The 14,419-nt window shown below is 71.6% G+C and carries 13 protein-coding genes and 2 riboswitches; of the genes, 9 read left to right on the forward strand and 4 right to left on the reverse strand.

What is annotated here, in order from left to right; all coding sequences use genetic code 11:
• The 4 genes from Q2K20_RS10305 to Q2K20_RS10320 all read left to right on the forward strand — a co-directional run bounded on the left by Q2K20_RS10305 (position 1) and on the right by Q2K20_RS10320 (position 4,373).
• Positions 1 to 1,245, forward strand: coding sequence for a PucR family transcriptional regulator (locus Q2K20_RS10305; RefSeq protein WP_159148116.1), 1,245 nt, complete (start codon positions 1 to 3; stop codon positions 1,243 to 1,245).
• A 155-nt stretch (positions 1,246 to 1,400) separates the two neighbouring features.
• A complete protein-coding gene (locus tag Q2K20_RS10310; RefSeq protein WP_096905694.1) occupies positions 1,401 to 2,327 on the forward strand; it encodes an ACP S-malonyltransferase in 927 nt (308 codons plus the stop codon).
• A 102-nt stretch (positions 2,328 to 2,429) separates the two neighbouring features.
• Positions 2,430 to 2,681 (forward strand): meromycolate extension acyl carrier protein AcpM, encoded by a 252-nt coding sequence (gene acpM, locus Q2K20_RS10315; RefSeq protein ID WP_067714230.1) that lies wholly within the window; start codon positions 2,430 to 2,432, stop codon positions 2,679 to 2,681.
• A gap of 255 nt (positions 2,682 to 2,936) precedes the next feature.
• On the forward strand, positions 2,937 to 4,373 hold the full coding sequence (locus tag Q2K20_RS10320; protein ID WP_269504582.1) for an acyl-CoA carboxylase subunit beta: 1,437 nt from the start codon (positions 2,937 to 2,939) through the stop codon (positions 4,371 to 4,373).
• Positions 4,374 to 4,592: 219 nt separating this feature from the next.
• On the opposite strand, the gene Q2K20_RS10325 is transcribed toward Q2K20_RS10320, so the two are convergent.
• From Q2K20_RS10325 to Q2K20_RS10340, 4 genes are all read right to left on the reverse strand, one after another.
• Positions 4,593 to 5,102, reverse strand: coding sequence for a DUF3145 domain-containing protein (locus Q2K20_RS10325; RefSeq protein WP_159148118.1), 510 nt, complete (start codon positions 5,100 to 5,102; stop codon positions 4,593 to 4,595).
• Positions 5,103 to 5,304: 202 nt separating this feature from the next.
• A complete protein-coding gene (locus Q2K20_RS10330) occupies positions 5,305 to 6,180 on the reverse strand; it encodes a serine hydrolase domain-containing protein (RefSeq protein ID WP_269504580.1) in 876 nt (291 codons plus the stop codon).
• A 112-nt stretch (positions 6,181 to 6,292) separates the two neighbouring features.
• Positions 6,293 to 7,873: an ABC transporter permease gene (locus tag Q2K20_RS10335; RefSeq protein WP_268099509.1), complete on the reverse strand. Its 1,581-nt coding sequence runs from the start codon at positions 7,871 to 7,873 to the stop codon at positions 6,293 to 6,295.
• A complete protein-coding gene (locus Q2K20_RS10340; RefSeq protein ID WP_163376539.1) occupies positions 7,870 to 8,823 on the reverse strand; it encodes an ATP-binding cassette domain-containing protein in 954 nt (317 codons plus the stop codon). Before Q2K20_RS10340 ends, Q2K20_RS10335 begins: the two co-directional genes overlap by 4 nt.
• Before the next feature lie 59 nt (positions 8,824 to 8,882).
• Here Q2K20_RS10340 and Q2K20_RS10345 point away from each other — a divergent pair, with 59 nt between their 5' ends.
• The 5 genes from Q2K20_RS10345 to Q2K20_RS10365 all read left to right on the forward strand — a co-directional run bounded on the left by Q2K20_RS10345 (position 8,883) and on the right by Q2K20_RS10365 (position 14,235).
• A complete protein-coding gene (locus Q2K20_RS10345; protein ID WP_235027867.1) occupies positions 8,883 to 9,977 on the forward strand; it encodes an alpha/beta hydrolase in 1,095 nt (364 codons plus the stop codon).
• A gap of 12 nt (positions 9,978 to 9,989) precedes the next feature.
• Positions 9,990 to 10,169, forward strand: a riboswitch (cobalamin riboswitch).
• 54 nt (positions 10,170 to 10,223) lie between these two features.
• Positions 10,224 to 11,267, forward strand: a complete 1,044-nt coding sequence (locus tag Q2K20_RS10350; protein WP_159148688.1) for an ABC transporter substrate-binding protein — start codon at positions 10,224 to 10,226, stop codon at positions 11,265 to 11,267.
• Positions 11,268 to 11,271: 4 nt separating this feature from the next.
• The gene (locus tag Q2K20_RS10355; RefSeq protein ID WP_163376540.1) at positions 11,272 to 12,357 is read left to right on the forward strand and encodes a FecCD family ABC transporter permease; all 1,086 of its coding nucleotides are present in this window, start codon (positions 11,272 to 11,274) and stop codon (positions 12,355 to 12,357) included.
• Entirely contained in the window at positions 12,354 to 13,127 is a 774-nt protein-coding gene (locus Q2K20_RS10360; RefSeq protein ID WP_154830967.1) for an ABC transporter ATP-binding protein, read from the forward strand. Before Q2K20_RS10355 ends, Q2K20_RS10360 begins: the two co-directional genes overlap by 4 nt.
• Positions 13,105 to 14,235: a cobalamin biosynthesis protein gene (locus Q2K20_RS10365; RefSeq protein WP_269504570.1), complete on the forward strand. Its 1,131-nt coding sequence runs from the start codon at positions 13,105 to 13,107 to the stop codon at positions 14,233 to 14,235. The genes Q2K20_RS10360 and Q2K20_RS10365 overlap by 23 nt, the downstream gene beginning before the upstream one ends.
• Positions 14,205 to 14,347, forward strand: a riboswitch (cobalamin riboswitch). Its footprint overlaps the gene before it by 31 nt.
• Positions 14,348 to 14,419: the final 72 nt, after the last annotated feature.

Raw genomic sequence — 14,419 nt, forward strand, 5'->3', positions numbered from 1 at the left:
ATGGCCGACCCCGGGACCGGGGAGAGGGACGCACAACCCGTCCGGCGACGCTCCGCGACGCCGCCGGACGATCGTCCCGTCTCCGATGCCCTGCTCAAGCGCATCACCCGGTACTCGGGGACCCTGTCGACCGAGGCGGTCCGCGCGTTGGAACAGGATCTGGCGTTCTTCGCCGAGTTGTCCGCCGACCAGCGGGCCGAGATCCAGCTGATCATCCAGAGCGCGGTGCGCGACTTCGTCACCTGGATGCGCAACCCCGAGGCTCCGCACACGGACACCATCGCGGGGTTCAAGTTGCTCCCCAAGGGGCTCGGCCAGGGGCTGACCCTGCAGCAGACGGTCCAGCTCGTCCGGTCGACGTGTGAGTACTTCGAGCTGGTGATGCCCCGGATCACCCACAACGAGCGCCAACGCGGACTCATGATCACCGCGGTGCTCAAGTTCGGCCGTGAACTCGGCTTCACCGCGGCGGCGGTCTACGCCGCCGCCGCGGAGAACCGGGGAGCCTGGGACACCCGGATGGAGGCGATGCTGGTCGACGCCGTGGTCCGCGGTGATCGTCATGCCGACCTCGCCTCCGGGGCCTCGGCACTGAACTGGGACCCCACCACCGCGGCGACGGTGATCGTCGGCAGGCCCCGTGAAGAACTGGGACTGGCGTCGGTGCCCGCCGCCCACAAAGCCGCGGTCGCGGCCGGCCGCCACGCACTGGCCGTGGTACAGGGCGCGCGCCTCGTCGTCATCCTCTCCGGGGAGCTCGAGTCCTCCTCCGCCGTCCCGGCCGAGGTCCTCGACTCCTTCTCACCCGACGCGCCGGTCGTCGTCGGGCACACGGTGAGCTCCCTCGCCGAGGCCCCGGACAGCGCGACCGAGGCGCTCTCCGGCGTGGCGGCGGTCTGTGGCTGGCCCGGCGCCCCCCGACCGGTCGCGGCGATCGACCTCCTGCCCGAGCGGGTCCTCGCCGGCGACCGGGGCGCGGCGACGATGTTGGTCGACCGGGTCGTCACACCGCTGAGGGGCGCAGACACCTCGGTCGAGAACACCCTCCGGGCCTATCTGGACTCCGGCGGGCACGTCGAGGCGTGTGCCCGCGAGTTGTACGTCCATCCCAACACCGTGCGGTACCGCCTCAAGAGAGTGAGTCAAATCACCAAATTCGACCCGCTTAACGCGAGGGACGCTTTTGTCCTGAGAATCGCCCTCGTCCTCGGGAAGTTCGCCGACCGAAGCACTCAGGAGTCGTAATCAATCACTCCCGTAACAAGGTGTAACGAAACCGAACCGACCGGAGATGGACGACCAGCCAGCTCGCCATTTGTGGGAATCGTACAAAATCCCGGCTGTGTTTCTGGCTTGGGGAACATCATCCTAAGAGGGGCGGGGCGTGTTCTCTGATACCCGTGCTTTGCCTTACTGCCCCTGGACAAGGGTCTCAGAAAGCCGGGATGCTCGCGCCCTGGCTCGAGTTGCCCGGTGCCTCGGACCGTCTCGACGAGTGGTCCGCATCGAGCGGACTCGACCTCGAGCGTCTCGGCACGACTGCGACCCTGCAGGAGATCACCGACACCGCGGTGACCCAGCCACTCGTCGTCGCCTCGGCCCTGCTCGGTGCCGCCGAGTTGCGCCGTCGCGGCCAGGTGCCCTGCGACACGATGGTGGCCGGCCACTCGATCGGCGAGATCGCCGCACTGGCGATCGCCGGGGTGGTGTCGGAAGCCGACGCCCTGCGTCTGGCGTCCGTCCGCGGTGCCGCGATGTCCCGGGCGTGTGCCGAGCGCCCCACCGGCATGATCGCGGTGCTGGGCGGGGTCGAGGCCGATGTCCTGCTGTCGCTGGACACCGCCGGGCTGCAGCCGGCCAACCGTAACGGCGCGGGCCAGATCGTGGCCGCCGGCCCGCTCGAGGCCTGCGACGCCCTGGAGCAGAATCCACCGAGCCGGGCGCGACTGCGCCGGCTGGAGGTCGCCGGGGCGTTCCACACCCACCACATGGCCTCCGCCGTCGACGAGGTCCGCGACCTGGCCGACACGATCGAGGTCAACGACCCGGAGCTGACGCTGGTCTCCAACGCCGACGGCATGGTCGTCACCTCAGGTCGCGACGCCCTCGACAGGGTCGTCTCCCAGATCACCCATCCCGTCCGGTGGGACCTCTGTACGCAGACGATGCTCAAGTTGGGCGTCGATGCGTTCATCGAGCTGCCGCCCTCCGGCTCACTCGTCGGGTTGGCCAAGCGCATGATGCGTGACGTTCCCCGGTACGGCGTGACCACCCCCGAGGACCTCGAACTCGCCCTCGAGTCGGTCCCCGCACTCAGCGGCGCCTGACCGCTCCTCCCACCCCCGATCGTCGGCCCCGGCCGGCGATCGCGACCAGACCATCCGTCGCGCCCGCCGGGCACGGCACCACCCATCAGAAAGGGACACCACATGGCACGCACCGAGGCCGAGATCATCGCAGGACTGGCGGAGATCGTCGAGGAGGTCACCGGGATCGAACCCTCCGAGGTGACCCCGGAGAAGTCCTTCGTCGACGATCTCGACATCGATTCGCTCTCCATGGTGGAGATCGCCGTGCAGACCGAGGACCGCTACGGGGTGGAGATCCCCGACGAGGACCTCGCCAAGTTGCGTACTGTTCAGGACGCGGTCGACTACATCCAGAAGCTCGACCAGAGCTGACATCCGGCCCCGTGTGCCGGGGCGGGGACGCAGTCAGGGCCGAAGGTGCGGTCGGTGCACCACGTCGAGCCCGCGTCCCCTCCCCCACACAGGGCCCAGCAATGATCACCCCGCTCACCGCGGGGTGCCGGGCGGGAGGTCCGGACCGGGACGGGGGTCCCGATCCGAACGCCGATCGCCCACAAGCCAGTCCGGGGGTCCATCGCAGGCGCGCTCTCCCTCCCAGGGACGCGCGCCGAGGAAAGGACTGCACATATGACCATCACCAGCCCTGTTGACCAGAACACCCAGATCGACCCTCGAGATCCCGTCGTCCGGCTCGAGAACCTCTTCGACCCGGCTTCGCTCGAGTTCATCACCGAGCCCGACGCCTCCGGCGCCATGGCCGCACGCGGCCTGATCGACGGCGAACCCACCATCGCGTACGCGACGGACGCCACTGTCATGGGTGGCGCCATGGGCCTGGACGGGTGCCGGCACATCGTGCACGCCATCGACGTGGCGATCGACGAGCATCTGCCCGTCGTCGGCGTTTGGCACTCGGGTGGGGCGCGACTCGCGGAGGGCGTCGAGGCGCTGCACGCGGTCGGCCTCGTATTCGAGGCCATGGTCCGCGCATCGGGCCACGTGCCCCAGATCTCCGTCGTGCTCGGGCCCGCCGCCGGCGGCGCCGCCTACGGCCCCGCGCTGACCGACGTCGTCATCATGGCGCCGGCCGGCAAGATCTTCGTCACCGGTCCCGACGTGGTCCGCTCAGTCACCGGCGAGCAGGTCGACATGGAGGGCCTGGGCGGCCAGGACGTGCACCACCGCAAGTCGGGGGTGTGCCACATTGCCGCGACCGACGAGCGCGATGCCCTGCACCGGGCGCGTCGTCTCGTGACCCTGCTGTCCGCGCAGGGTGAGTTCGACCCGCGTGCCCTCGAGGGCGATCACACCGATCTTGCGGGCCTGCTCCCCGACTCACCGAAGCGCGCGTATGACGTCCGTCCTCTCGTCCACGGGTTGCTCGACTCCTCGGAGCTCGACGGCAGCACCACCTTCGAGGAGCTGCAGGCCAAGTGGGCCCCCAGCATCGTGGTGGGCTTCGGCCGGATGTCCGGCCGCACCGTGGGTGTCATCGCCAACAATCCGCTGCGGTTGGGCGGTTGCCTCAACTCGGAGTCCGCGGAGAAGGCCTCACGGTTCGTCCGGCTCTGCAACGCCTTCGGCGTGCCGCTGGTCGTGATCGTGGACGTCCCCGGTTACCTGCCCGGCGTCTCGCAGGAGTGGGACGGCGTGGTGCGCCGCGGCGCCAAGCTGCTGCACGCGTTCGCCGAGGCCTCGGTCGCCCGGGTCACGCTCGTCACCCGCAAGATCTACGGCGGTGCCTACATCGCGATGAACTCGCGCGCTCTCGGAGCCTCCGCCGTGTTCGCCTGGCCCGACGCCGAGGTCGCGGTGATGGGCGCCAAGGCCGCCGTCGGCATCCTCCACAAGCGCACCCTCGCGGCGGCACCCGAGGACGAGCGGGAGGACCTGCACGACCGTCTGGCCGATGAGCACGCGGCCATCGCCGGTGGCGTGGGGCGCGCGGTCTCCATCGGTGTGGTCGACGAGGTCATCGAGCCCACCGACACCCGCCGACGCATCGCCGAGGCGCTGGACGCGGCCGCGCACACCCGCGGCCAGCACAAGAACATCCCGCTGTGACCTGACCCCGGCCGGAGCACTTTCGGCAGATCCGCACCCGACGACTGCGCCCCCTCCCCGATCTGACGGGAGGGGGCGAAGTCGTGTCCCGGGACGACGCGGTGGCCACCCGCAGCCGGTGCCGGGTGCCGCCAGCGTGTCGCGCACACGAGTCAGCGCCCACCCCCGAGAACTGGGGCGGGCGCTGTCCGGAGTGCGGGAGTGCGGTGGTGCGGTGGGTCAGCCGACCCGGGAGAGCCAGGTGACCTCGGCGGCGGCCGGGTGGCCGCGCAGCGGTTCGAGGGCGCGGTCCCAGGCGGCGCCGAGCTCGTCCTCCACCGCGGCATGGAAGGCGGCGGGTCCGGCCTTCATGAGATGCCGGAGCCGGTTCTCGCTGAGCACCACGTCGCCACTGGCGCCCGTCTGCCCCCGCCACATCCCGAGTTCGGGCGTGTGGGAGAAGCGTTCGCCGTCGACGAGGTCGCTCGGGTCCTCGGTGACCTCGAAAGACAGCATCGACCACTTGGCCAGCGAATCGGCCAGACGCGCGCCGGTGCCGACCGGGCCGATCCAGTCGACGATCGCTTTGCGAGCGCCCGGCTGGGCCGGCTGGTCCTCCCAGCGCATGGCTGAGTTGGCGTCGAGCGTGGCTGCGAGAGCCCACTCGACGTGAGGGCATAACGCGGTAGGCGCGGCATGGATGAACACCACGCCGGTCGTCGTATCCGCGAGATAGTTATGGTCAGACATCACTTCACTCCCGACTCACTGAGGGACGTCTTCCCCAACGACCTCACGAAATCGTGTGAATGATGTTGCTTCTGTTGTTTGTAGTTAACACTGTGCCTGAAGTGATTGAATTACACCAGCGACACTTCTCGACTCTCAGCAAAGTTACAGCACGGTGATTCCCGCGCCCGGCACGAGTGCGGGCGTGTCGCGGGTGGCGGACTCACCCCCCGAGCGAGTCCTCTTCGCGCGAACGCCGGGTTGCCGCATCGACCACCCTGTCGGACAGTTCCGGCCACAGCGGCTTGGCCCAGTCGCCGAAGTCGCGGTCGGTGAGCACGATCAGCGCCGTGGAGATCTCCGGTTCGACCCACAGCAGGGTCCCGGACTGCCCGAAGTGCCCGAAGGTCGCGGGCGAATTGTGCTGCCCGGTCCAGTGGGGGTGCTTGGCGTCGCGGAGTTCGAAGCCCAGGCCCCAGGGGCACGGCTTGTGCATGCCGTACCCGGGCACGATCCCGTCGAGGCCGCGGAACTGTTCGGTCACGGCCTCCTCGAGGGTCTCGGTCGCGAGCAGCCGCGGGGCCACGAGCTCGCGGGCGAACGCGATGAGGTCGGCCAGGTTGGCGGAGGCCCCGTGCCCGGCGGAGCCCTCGAGCGTGGTGGACTCCATGCCCAGCGGCTGACACACAGCCTCGTGGAGGTAGTCGCCGAACGCGATCCCGGTGGCGTCGGCGATGTGGTCGGCCAGCACCTCGAACCCGGCCGAGGAGTAGATCCGCCGTTCCCCCGGCTCCGCGCGGACCTTGTCGCGGTCGGCGAAGTCCAGCCCCGAGGAGTGGGCGAGCAGGTGACGCACCGTGGACCCCTCGGGCCCCGCGGGGTCATCGAGGCCGATGGCCTCCTCCTCGACGGCCAGGAGCGCGGCCACCGCGACGAGGGGCTTGGTCACCGAGGCCAGGCGGTACACGCGGGTGTCGTCGCCGTGGACCGCGAGGGCGCCGTCGGGGCCGACCACCGCGGCCGAGACGGTGTCCACCGGCCAGTCCGCGACCACCGACAGTGCGGTGGAGAGCCTGTCTCGATCGAACTCGTTCGACATCGGTTCCTCTCTGGTTCGCGTGCGACCGGCGGCGCCGGTGTCCGTGACGGCCGCGCCGGTGAGGTGTGGCGTCCGTGCGAGCCAGTCTGTCAGGTCGGGCCGGGCGCCGCGGTCAGGTCCGCGGCACGTCGCGACGCCGAAAGCCGGCCAGCCCCACGGCGACCAGCACGACTGTCACCGTGAGGAGCACGGCCACGCCGATCGCGTTGACGGGGCCGACGGGCGCGGTGCCCACCGCGCCGAACGGGGACAGGCGCATCTGGTCCTCGTCGAGCCGGAGCGTGGGCCCCATGAGGGTGACGACGACGGCGAGGGCGAACGGCGCCCAGGCCAGGACCTGCAGTCTCGGGGATGCGCCGAACAGGCCGATCGAGATCGCGCCGAACACCAGCGCGGCGGGCACATACCACGCCCCGGCGCCGATGATGCGTCCCGCCAGGCCCGGGTCGTCGAGCACGGCGGCGGCGGTGATCCCGAACGCGGCGGCGCCGGCGAGGACCACGACGACGGTGCCGACGGTGACGACCGCGGTGTGGGCGGCGAGCCACGACCACCGCGAACGCCCCGTGGACAGTTCCATCTCGAGTCGCCCGGCGGTCTCCTCGCCGCGCAACCCGGTCAGCGTCTGCAACGCGAACCCGGCCCCGAGGAATCCGCTGAACGCCACCAGCATCTGCACGATGGAGTCGACCACGGTGCCCGAATCGCCGAGGAACACGGCGAGGTCGGGGTTGGACATCATCGTCTCGACCACCACGTTCATCAGCGCGCCGTACATGGCCATCAGTGCCACCACGCCGATCGTCCAGCCCGTCAGCGCGCCCAGGTGCTGGTGTACGGCGGTCCCGGTCCGGGACGCCCGCCACCGGGACGCGGTGGCGGGGCCGGTCCGGGCCGGGACCATCCCCTGGCCCACGTCGCGGCGCGCGGCGAGCCACAGCGCGGCCGCGGCGAGCCCGGCCGCGGCGACGACGGCGACGAACAGGGGCACCACGGAGGACTCGCCGAACGGCCGGGTCAGCCCGTGCCAGCCCAGCGGCGAGGTCCAGCTCAACCAGTTGCGGTTGACGTCGCCGATCCCGCGGGTGATCAGGGTCAGTCCGGCCACGGACATCGCCGCCGCCCACACGGTCCGGCTGTGGGCGAACACCTGCGCGAGGACGGCGGTGCCGGCCGCGTACACCCAGCCGGCGGCGACGATGGAGGCCACGTACAGCGCCGCGCCCGCGCGGTCGAGGTCGACGGTGAGGGTCGCCGCCCACAGCGCAAGGCCGAGAACGGTGAAGACCCCGACGACGACGACGAGGGCGGCCGCCGTCGGGGCGAGCCGGCCGACCCGGCCCGCCAGGAGCAGTTCGGACCGTCCGGACTCCTCCTCCTTGCGGGTGGCGCGCGCGGTCAGGGCGATCGCCATGACGGGGATGCCGAAGGCGACCATGAACGAGTACTCGTTCATCATCACGCCGCCGAGGGTGTCGAGCCCGGCCACCCGGCCGGTGAGCATGATCATCGACTCGCCGACCGAGGCGCCGTACGTGGCGAGTTCCTGCGGGGTGTCGTAGAGGGCTGCGATCGACAGCCCGGTGACGAGGTACAGCGCGGCCAGGCCGAGGACCCAGGCGGCCGCGGCCCGCCACCCGGTGCGCAGGGCGATGCGTGCCAGCAGGCCGGTGCCGGCGAACGGCGAGGTCATCGCCGGTCCCCTGTCCGCTCCTCGCCCCCGGTGGCCGCACCGGCACCGGAGTAGGCGTTGAGGAACAGGTCGTCCAGGCTGGGGGGGCTCGCGGTGAGCGTGTGGATGCCGGCCGCGTGAAGGAGGCCGGTGACCTCGCCGAGCCTAGGGGCCGGCACGTGGCAGCGGACCTCGAACCGACCGTCGGCGGCCTTCTCGATCCGCAGGCCGTCGACCCCCGTCACGCGCCCGAGTGAACCCGGATCGGCGTCGGTGACGGCGTGGACCTCGGTCGTCGTGTGACGCCGCAGATCGGCCAGCGTCCCCGAGGTGACGGTGCGGCCGTCGCGGATGATGCTCACGCGGTCGGCGAGGGTCTCGACCTCGCCCATGATGTGGCTGGACAGCAGCACGGTGGCGCCGCCATCGACGGCCTCGCGGACGCACTCCTGGAACGTCTGCTCCATGAGCGGGTCCAGGCCGGACGTGGGCTCGTCCAGCACGAGCAGTTCGGCGTCGGAGGCCAGCGCGGCGATCAGCGACACCTTCTGTCGGTTGCCCTTGGAGTAGTCACGTGTGCGTTTGGTCGGGTCCAACCGGAAACGTTCGATCAGCTCGTCCCGACGGCCCGGGTCCAGTCCCCCGAGCGCCCGGCCGAGCAGGTCGATGCACTGGCCGCCCGTCAGCCGCGGCCACAGGGTCACCTCGCCGGGGACGTAGGCGAGCCGGGCGTGGAGTTCGACCGCGTCGCGCCACGGGTCGCCGCCGAACACCGTCGCCCGCCCGGAGTCGGCGCGCATGAGCCCGAGCAGGATCCGGATGGTGGTGGACTTGCCCGACCCGTTGGGTCCGAGGAACCCGTGGACCTCGCCGCGGCGCACGTCCAGGTCCAGCTCATCCAGGGCCCGGGCGCGGCCGAAGGTCTTGACCAGGCCCTCGACCCGCACCACGCTCTCGTGTTCTGAACGCATGATCAGCTCCTTCGTCCGATTACCCCGATCATCCCAGGGATCTGCGTCACAATGTGGCCATGCGCTCTCCCATGTCCGGCCACCGAGTCTTTTCCCCGTCGATCCCGGATCGCCTGACCAAAGCCGTCATGACCGCTGCCGGGTGCCTGCCCGGCCCGCTACTCCGACTCGTGGGCGGGACCCCGCGACGGATGGACGGCCAGGTCCTCGACCCGCACTTCCAGGCCGGGCTCCGGGTCATCTCGATGACGTCCGAGGGCGAATACGAGGATCTGACCGTCGAGAAGGCACGTTCGGCCGTCGAGCGGTCGGCGTTCACCGTCTCGGGGAAGAAGATCGACCTCGCCGTCGTCACCGACATCGTCCTCCCGCTCGGCGGCACCGACCCGGACCGGGCCGACCTGCCCGCGCGCCTGTACTCGCCGGTCCACGGTGACGAGACGCTGCCCGCACTGGTGTTCTTCCACGGCGGCGGCTGGGTGCTCGGCAGCGTCGACTCGCACGACGCGACCTGCCGCTACATCGCCAAGACGGGCCGGCTCAAGGTGATCAGCGTGGACTACCGGCTGGCACCCGAGTTCCGGTTCCCCACCGCGGTCGAGGACGCGATCGCCGCGTTCCGGTACGTCCGCGACCACGCCGACGAACTCGGCGTGGACCCGACGCGCATCGCGGTGGGCGGTGACAGCGCCGGTGGCAACCTGGCGGCGGTGGTCTGCCAGCAGACGCGCGACGCCGGAGAGAAGATGCCGGACTTCCAACTGCTGTTCGTCCCCGCCACCAACATGTCCGCGCGGACCCGCTCGTACGAGCTGTTCGGCGACGGCTTCTTCCTCACCCGGGCCAACATGGACTGGTACGAGGAGACCTACATCCGGTCCGACGAGGACCGGCTTGACCCCCGCGCCTCCCCCCTGCTTGCGGAGGACTTCTCGGGACTGCCGCCCGCCCACGTGGCCACGGGCGGGTTCGACCCGCTGCGCGACGAGGGCGAGGCCTACGCCCGGAAGATGGCCGATGCCGGTGTCCCGGTCTCGCTGCGCCGCCACGAGACACTGGTCCACCCGTTCGTCAACGCCGTCGGGGCCACCCCGCTCGCGCGCTCGGCGCTGTCAGAAGCGGTGGGCGCGATGCGGATGGGGCTGGCGTACTGACCCTGGAGCGCGTGTTACCTTGTGATCGCCAGCGAGACCGATCGGTCGCGGGAATCCGGTGCGAATCCGGAGCTGACGCGCAGCGGTGAGGGTGATGGCGGGGCACGGTGCCACTGGGCCGCACGGTCTGGGAAGGCGCTTCCGTCCAGGTGATCCCGAGTCCGAATACCGGCTGGCCCTCGCGGTGACAACCGCCAGGTCATCACCGGGCTTCGCGTTCCAGGCCCGCGACCTCGGAGCACACCCATGCGTTCGTCCACCCTGGTCGCCCTCGCCGGCGTCACCCTTCTCACCCTGACCTCCTGCACCGCCCACGACCCGGCCGCGATCGCCGGCCCGGGCACCGATCCGATCGAGAACTGCGGGGAGCAGGTGCAGCTCGACGCCCCGCCCGAACGGGTCGTCTCGCTCAACCAGGGCTCCACCGAGATCCTGTACGCCCTCGGCCTCGGCGACCGGATGGTCGGCACCGCCACCTGGACAGACCCGGTCCTACCCGAGTTCTCCGAGGTGAACAGGTCTGTCCCCCGCCTGGCCGACAACGCGCCGTCGATGGAGGCCGTCCTGGACGTGGAGCCGGACTTCGTCACCGCCTCCTTCGGCAGCACCCTCGGCGAGGGCGGGGTCGCCGCCCGCGAGCAGTTCCACGAACTCGGCGTGGGTACGTACCTCTCCCCCACCGACTGTGTGGGCAAGGTCGCCGACTCCGGGGACGGCGTCCGCGAGACCCCACTGACCCCGGACCTGCTCTACCGCGAGATCACCGAGCTCGCGACGATCTTCGACGTGGAGCAGGCCGGTGACGAGCTGGTGGCGGACCTGCAGCGCCGGCTCGACGAGGCCGTCGAGAGCGTCGACGCCCGCGGGATCTCCGCGATGTACTGGTTCGCCAACTCCGAGTCCCCGTACCTGGCCGGCTGCTGCGGTGCCCCCGGCCTCATCTCGACCACCCTGGGCCTGGAGAACGTCTTCGACGACACCACCCAGGAGTGGCCGCAGATCAGCTGGGAGGTCGTGGCCGAGCGCGACCCGGACGTGATCGTCGTGGGCGACCTGACCCGCAAGAGCCAGACCGCCGAGACCGCGGGGGCCAAGATCGCCTACCTCGAGTCCAACCCCGTCACCCGGGAGATGGCGGCGGTCCGGGAGAAGCGGTTCATCGACATCACCGGTGCCGAGATGAACCCGTCGCTGCGCACGATCTACGGGGTGGAGACCGTCGCGGCGGGGCTCACCGAGCTGGGACTCGCCGAGCCGGGCCCGGTCGGCGCCCCGGACCCGGCCAACTGACCCGATGACCCTCGCACCCGAGAGGACCACCGCCCCGGTGGTCCCGGCGCCACCGCGCCGGCGGCCGGCTCTGCGGCGACCGTCCGCACTGGTCACCCTATGGCTCGGTGGCCTGGGGCTGCTGGCGGTGTCGACGGCGCTCGTCATCACCATCGGCCCGTCCGGACTCACCGCCACCGACGTCGTCCAGTCCGCCCTGGCCCGCCTCACCGGTTCCGACTCCGGGCTCACGCGGATCCAGGAGGGGATCATCTGGAACCTGCGGCTTCCGCGCACCCTCATGGCGGCCCTGGCCGGGGCGGGGCTCGCATTGTGCGGCGTCATCCTGCAGTCGCTGCTGCGCAACCCCCTGGCCGACCCGTACATCCTCGGCATCTCCTCCGGCGCCTCGACCGGGGCGGTCCTCGTGGTGGTGCTCGGGGTCGGCGCGGGCGCGGTCGGGCTCACCACGGGGGCGTTCGTCGGAGCGCTCGCCGCGTTCGGCTTCGTCCTGGTCCTGGCCTTCGCGTCCGGCGGCACCACCGACCGGGTGGTGCTGGCGGGGGTCGCGGCGACTCAGCTGTTCTCCGCGGTGACCTCGTTCGTCGTCTACATCGCCGCCGACGCCGAGCAGACCCGCGGCGTGCTGTTCTGGCTGCTGGGCTCGCTGGCGTCCGTCCGCTGGTCGGACGTGGCGGTGTGCGGCGTCGTGGTCCTGCTCGGGCTGGTGGCGTGCCTGCTGCACACCTCCAGCCTCGACGCGTTCACCTTCGGCCAGGACGCCGCGGCCGCCCTCGGCGTCAACGTGGCCCGCACGCGGCTGGTGCTCATGGTGGTGACGGCGCTCGTCACGGCCGTCATCGTGAGCACCTGCGGGGCGATCGGCTTCGTGGGTCTGGTGCTGCCGCACGCCGCGCGGGCCCTGGTCGGGGGCCGGCACCGGGTCCTCGTCCCGACCGCGGCGCTGATGGGCGCCGTGTTCGTCGTGTGGATCGACGCCGTCTCCCGCACCGTGATCGCGCCCCAGGAGTTGCCGATCGGGGTGGCGACCGCACTCATCGGCGTCCCGGCCTTCGTCGGGCTCCTCCTGCGACGGGGACACGGCCGATGACCGCCGCCCCGTCGACGCTCGAGGCGCGCTGTGTCTCGTGGTCCGTGCGCGGCCGGACCATCCTCGACGACGTCACCGTAGCTCCCGCCCCCGGCACGATGGTCGGGGTGCTGGGGCCGAACGGGTCCGGCAAGTCGACGCTCCTGCGCATCCTGACGGGCCTGCTCCGGCCCGATACCGGATCGGTGCACCTCGACGGCACGGACATCCGGTCGATCCCCCGCAAACGCCTGTCCCGGCGCGTGGCCCTGGTGGCGCAGGAGGCGACCACCGACCAGAACCCCACGGTCCGGGAGGTCATCGAACTCGGCCGCATCCCCCATCGCGCGGCCTGGTCGGGTCCGGGTCCCGGGGACGACGGGGTGGTGCGGCGCGCGGCGGCCACGACCGGCCTCGGCGACCGCCTGGACCAGCGGTACGCGACGCTGTCCGGCGGCGAGCGGCAGCGGGTGCAGATCGCGCGGGCCCTGGCCCAGGAACCCGGTGTGCTGGTCCTCGACGAGCCGACCAACCACCTCGACATCCGCCACCAGCTCGACCTGCTGGCCCTGGTCCGCGCCACGGACACCACGGTGATCGCGGCCCTGCACGATCTCACCCTGGCGGCCACGTTCTGCGACCATCTGATCGTGTTGTCCGGTGGGCGACTCGTGACCGGCGGCGCGCCCCACGAGGTGCTCACCGCCGACCTGATCCGGGAGGTGTACGGAGTGGAGGCCGAGGTGACCCATGACGGGCGGGGGGCGCATGTCCGCTATCTCGCGCGCTGACCCCCACCCGCACCGCGCGTCGTGCACGCGCCGCCGCGGTGACGGGTACGCGCTTGCCGCCCGCGCGGCGGGCATCGCGGCGGGGTTCGCCCTCGATCGCCTCGTCGGCGACCCACGACGGTTCCACCCCGTCGCGGGCTTCGGCCGGGTCGCGCTCGCCGTGGAGTCGCGACTCCTGCGGCCCGGCCGGACGCCCAACGCGCAGCGGGCGGCGGGCCTGCTGTTCACCGGCGTCCTCGTGGGGGGCACCGCCGCTGCGGTGACGGTCGTCCGCCGTCTGGCCGGGAGGAACCTCGCGGCGGCCGTGGTGTGGGACGCGGCCGTGGTGTGGTCATGCCTGGGCGGGTCCTCGTTGCTCGCGGTCGCGCGGCGGCAGGGTGACCTGCTCGCCCGGGGCGATCACGCGGGTTCCCGGGACCTGTTGCCGTGGTTGTGCGGACGGGATCCGGCCGCGCTCGGCCCGGAGGATCTCGCGCGAGCGGTCGTCGAGTCGGTCGCGGAGAACACCTCCGATGCGGCGGTGGCGACGCTGTTCTGGGCCGCGGTGGCGGGTTCGCCCGGCGCCGCCGTCCACCGCGCGGCCAACACGCTCGACGCGATGGTGGGTCACCGTTCGGAGCGGTACCGCCACTTCGGCACCGCCGCGGCGCGGCTCGACGACGTGCTGGGGTTCCTGCCGGCCCGGGGGGCCGGCGCGCTCGGGGTGGTCTGCGCCCCGACCGTGGGCGGGAGTCCCGCCGGGGCCCTGCGGGCGTGGCTCCGTGATGCGCGGGCGCACCCGAGCCCGAACGCCGGGGTCGTCGAGGCCGTGTGCGCGGGAGCGCTCGGGGTCAGGCTCGGCGGGCCCACGCCGTACCCGTACGGCGTGGAGGACCGGGCGGTCCTCGGTGACGGCCGGTCGGTCCGGGCCGACGACATCCGCCGCGCGGTTCTGCTGCACGACCGCGTCCAGCTGGCCACCGCCGCGATGGCCGTGCTGGGTGTGGTCGTGCGTCGCGCCGTCCTCGGGCGTCGCCGGGCCACGAAGCGCGGGTGGTCGGCTCCGCCGAGCCGGGGTACCTGCACCGCACGCGGACGCGGTGTGCCTATCCTGAGGGCGTACTGCTGACATCCGGAACGAGCAGGGGAAGACCGGTGGGAATCCGGCGCTGACCCGCAACGGTGTGTGGCCACTTTCGTGTCCGCGAGCCCGATTACCTGCCCGGATGTTCGCGACTCCGAGTACATCGCCGAGGTCTGCGATCCGGGGTCCTGTCAGGTGACGTGGTGTCGTCGTCGACTCCTACCCTCCT

This window comes from Dietzia sp. IN118 (genome assembly GCF_032905965.1).
GTDB lineage: Bacteria > Actinomycetota > Actinomycetes > Mycobacteriales > Mycobacteriaceae > Dietzia > Dietzia kunjamensis.

Coding starts and splice junctions, on each gene's coding strand:
- Q2K20_RS10305 (WP_159148116.1), top strand. CDS start 1: ATGGCCGACCCCGGGACCGGGGAGAGGGACGCACAACCCGTCCGGCGA.
- acpM (WP_067714230.1), top strand. CDS start 2,430: ATGGCACGCACCGAGGCCGAGATCATCGCAGGACTGGCGGAGATCGTC.
- Q2K20_RS10320 (WP_269504582.1), top strand. CDS start 2,937: ATGACCATCACCAGCCCTGTTGACCAGAACACCCAGATCGACCCTCGA.
- Q2K20_RS10325 (WP_159148118.1), bottom strand. CDS start 5,102: ATGTCTGACCATAACTATCTCGCGGATACGACGACCGGCGTGGTGTTC.
- Q2K20_RS10330 (WP_269504580.1), bottom strand. CDS start 6,180: ATGTCGAACGAGTTCGATCGAGACAGGCTCTCCACCGCACTGTCGGTG.
- Q2K20_RS10335 (WP_268099509.1), bottom strand. CDS start 7,873: ATGACCTCGCCGTTCGCCGGCACCGGCCTGCTGGCACGCATCGCCCTG.
- Q2K20_RS10340 (WP_163376539.1), bottom strand. CDS start 8,823: ATGCGTTCAGAACACGAGAGCGTGGTGCGGGTCGAGGGCCTGGTCAAG.
- Q2K20_RS10345 (WP_235027867.1), top strand. CDS start 8,883: ATGCGCTCTCCCATGTCCGGCCACCGAGTCTTTTCCCCGTCGATCCCG.
- Q2K20_RS10350 (WP_159148688.1), top strand. CDS start 10,224: ATGCGTTCGTCCACCCTGGTCGCCCTCGCCGGCGTCACCCTTCTCACC.
- Q2K20_RS10355 (WP_163376540.1), top strand. CDS start 11,272: ATGACCCTCGCACCCGAGAGGACCACCGCCCCGGTGGTCCCGGCGCCA.
- Q2K20_RS10360 (WP_154830967.1), top strand. CDS start 12,354: ATGACCGCCGCCCCGTCGACGCTCGAGGCGCGCTGTGTCTCGTGGTCC.
- Q2K20_RS10365 (WP_269504570.1), top strand. CDS start 13,105: ATGTCCGCTATCTCGCGCGCTGACCCCCACCCGCACCGCGCGTCGTGC.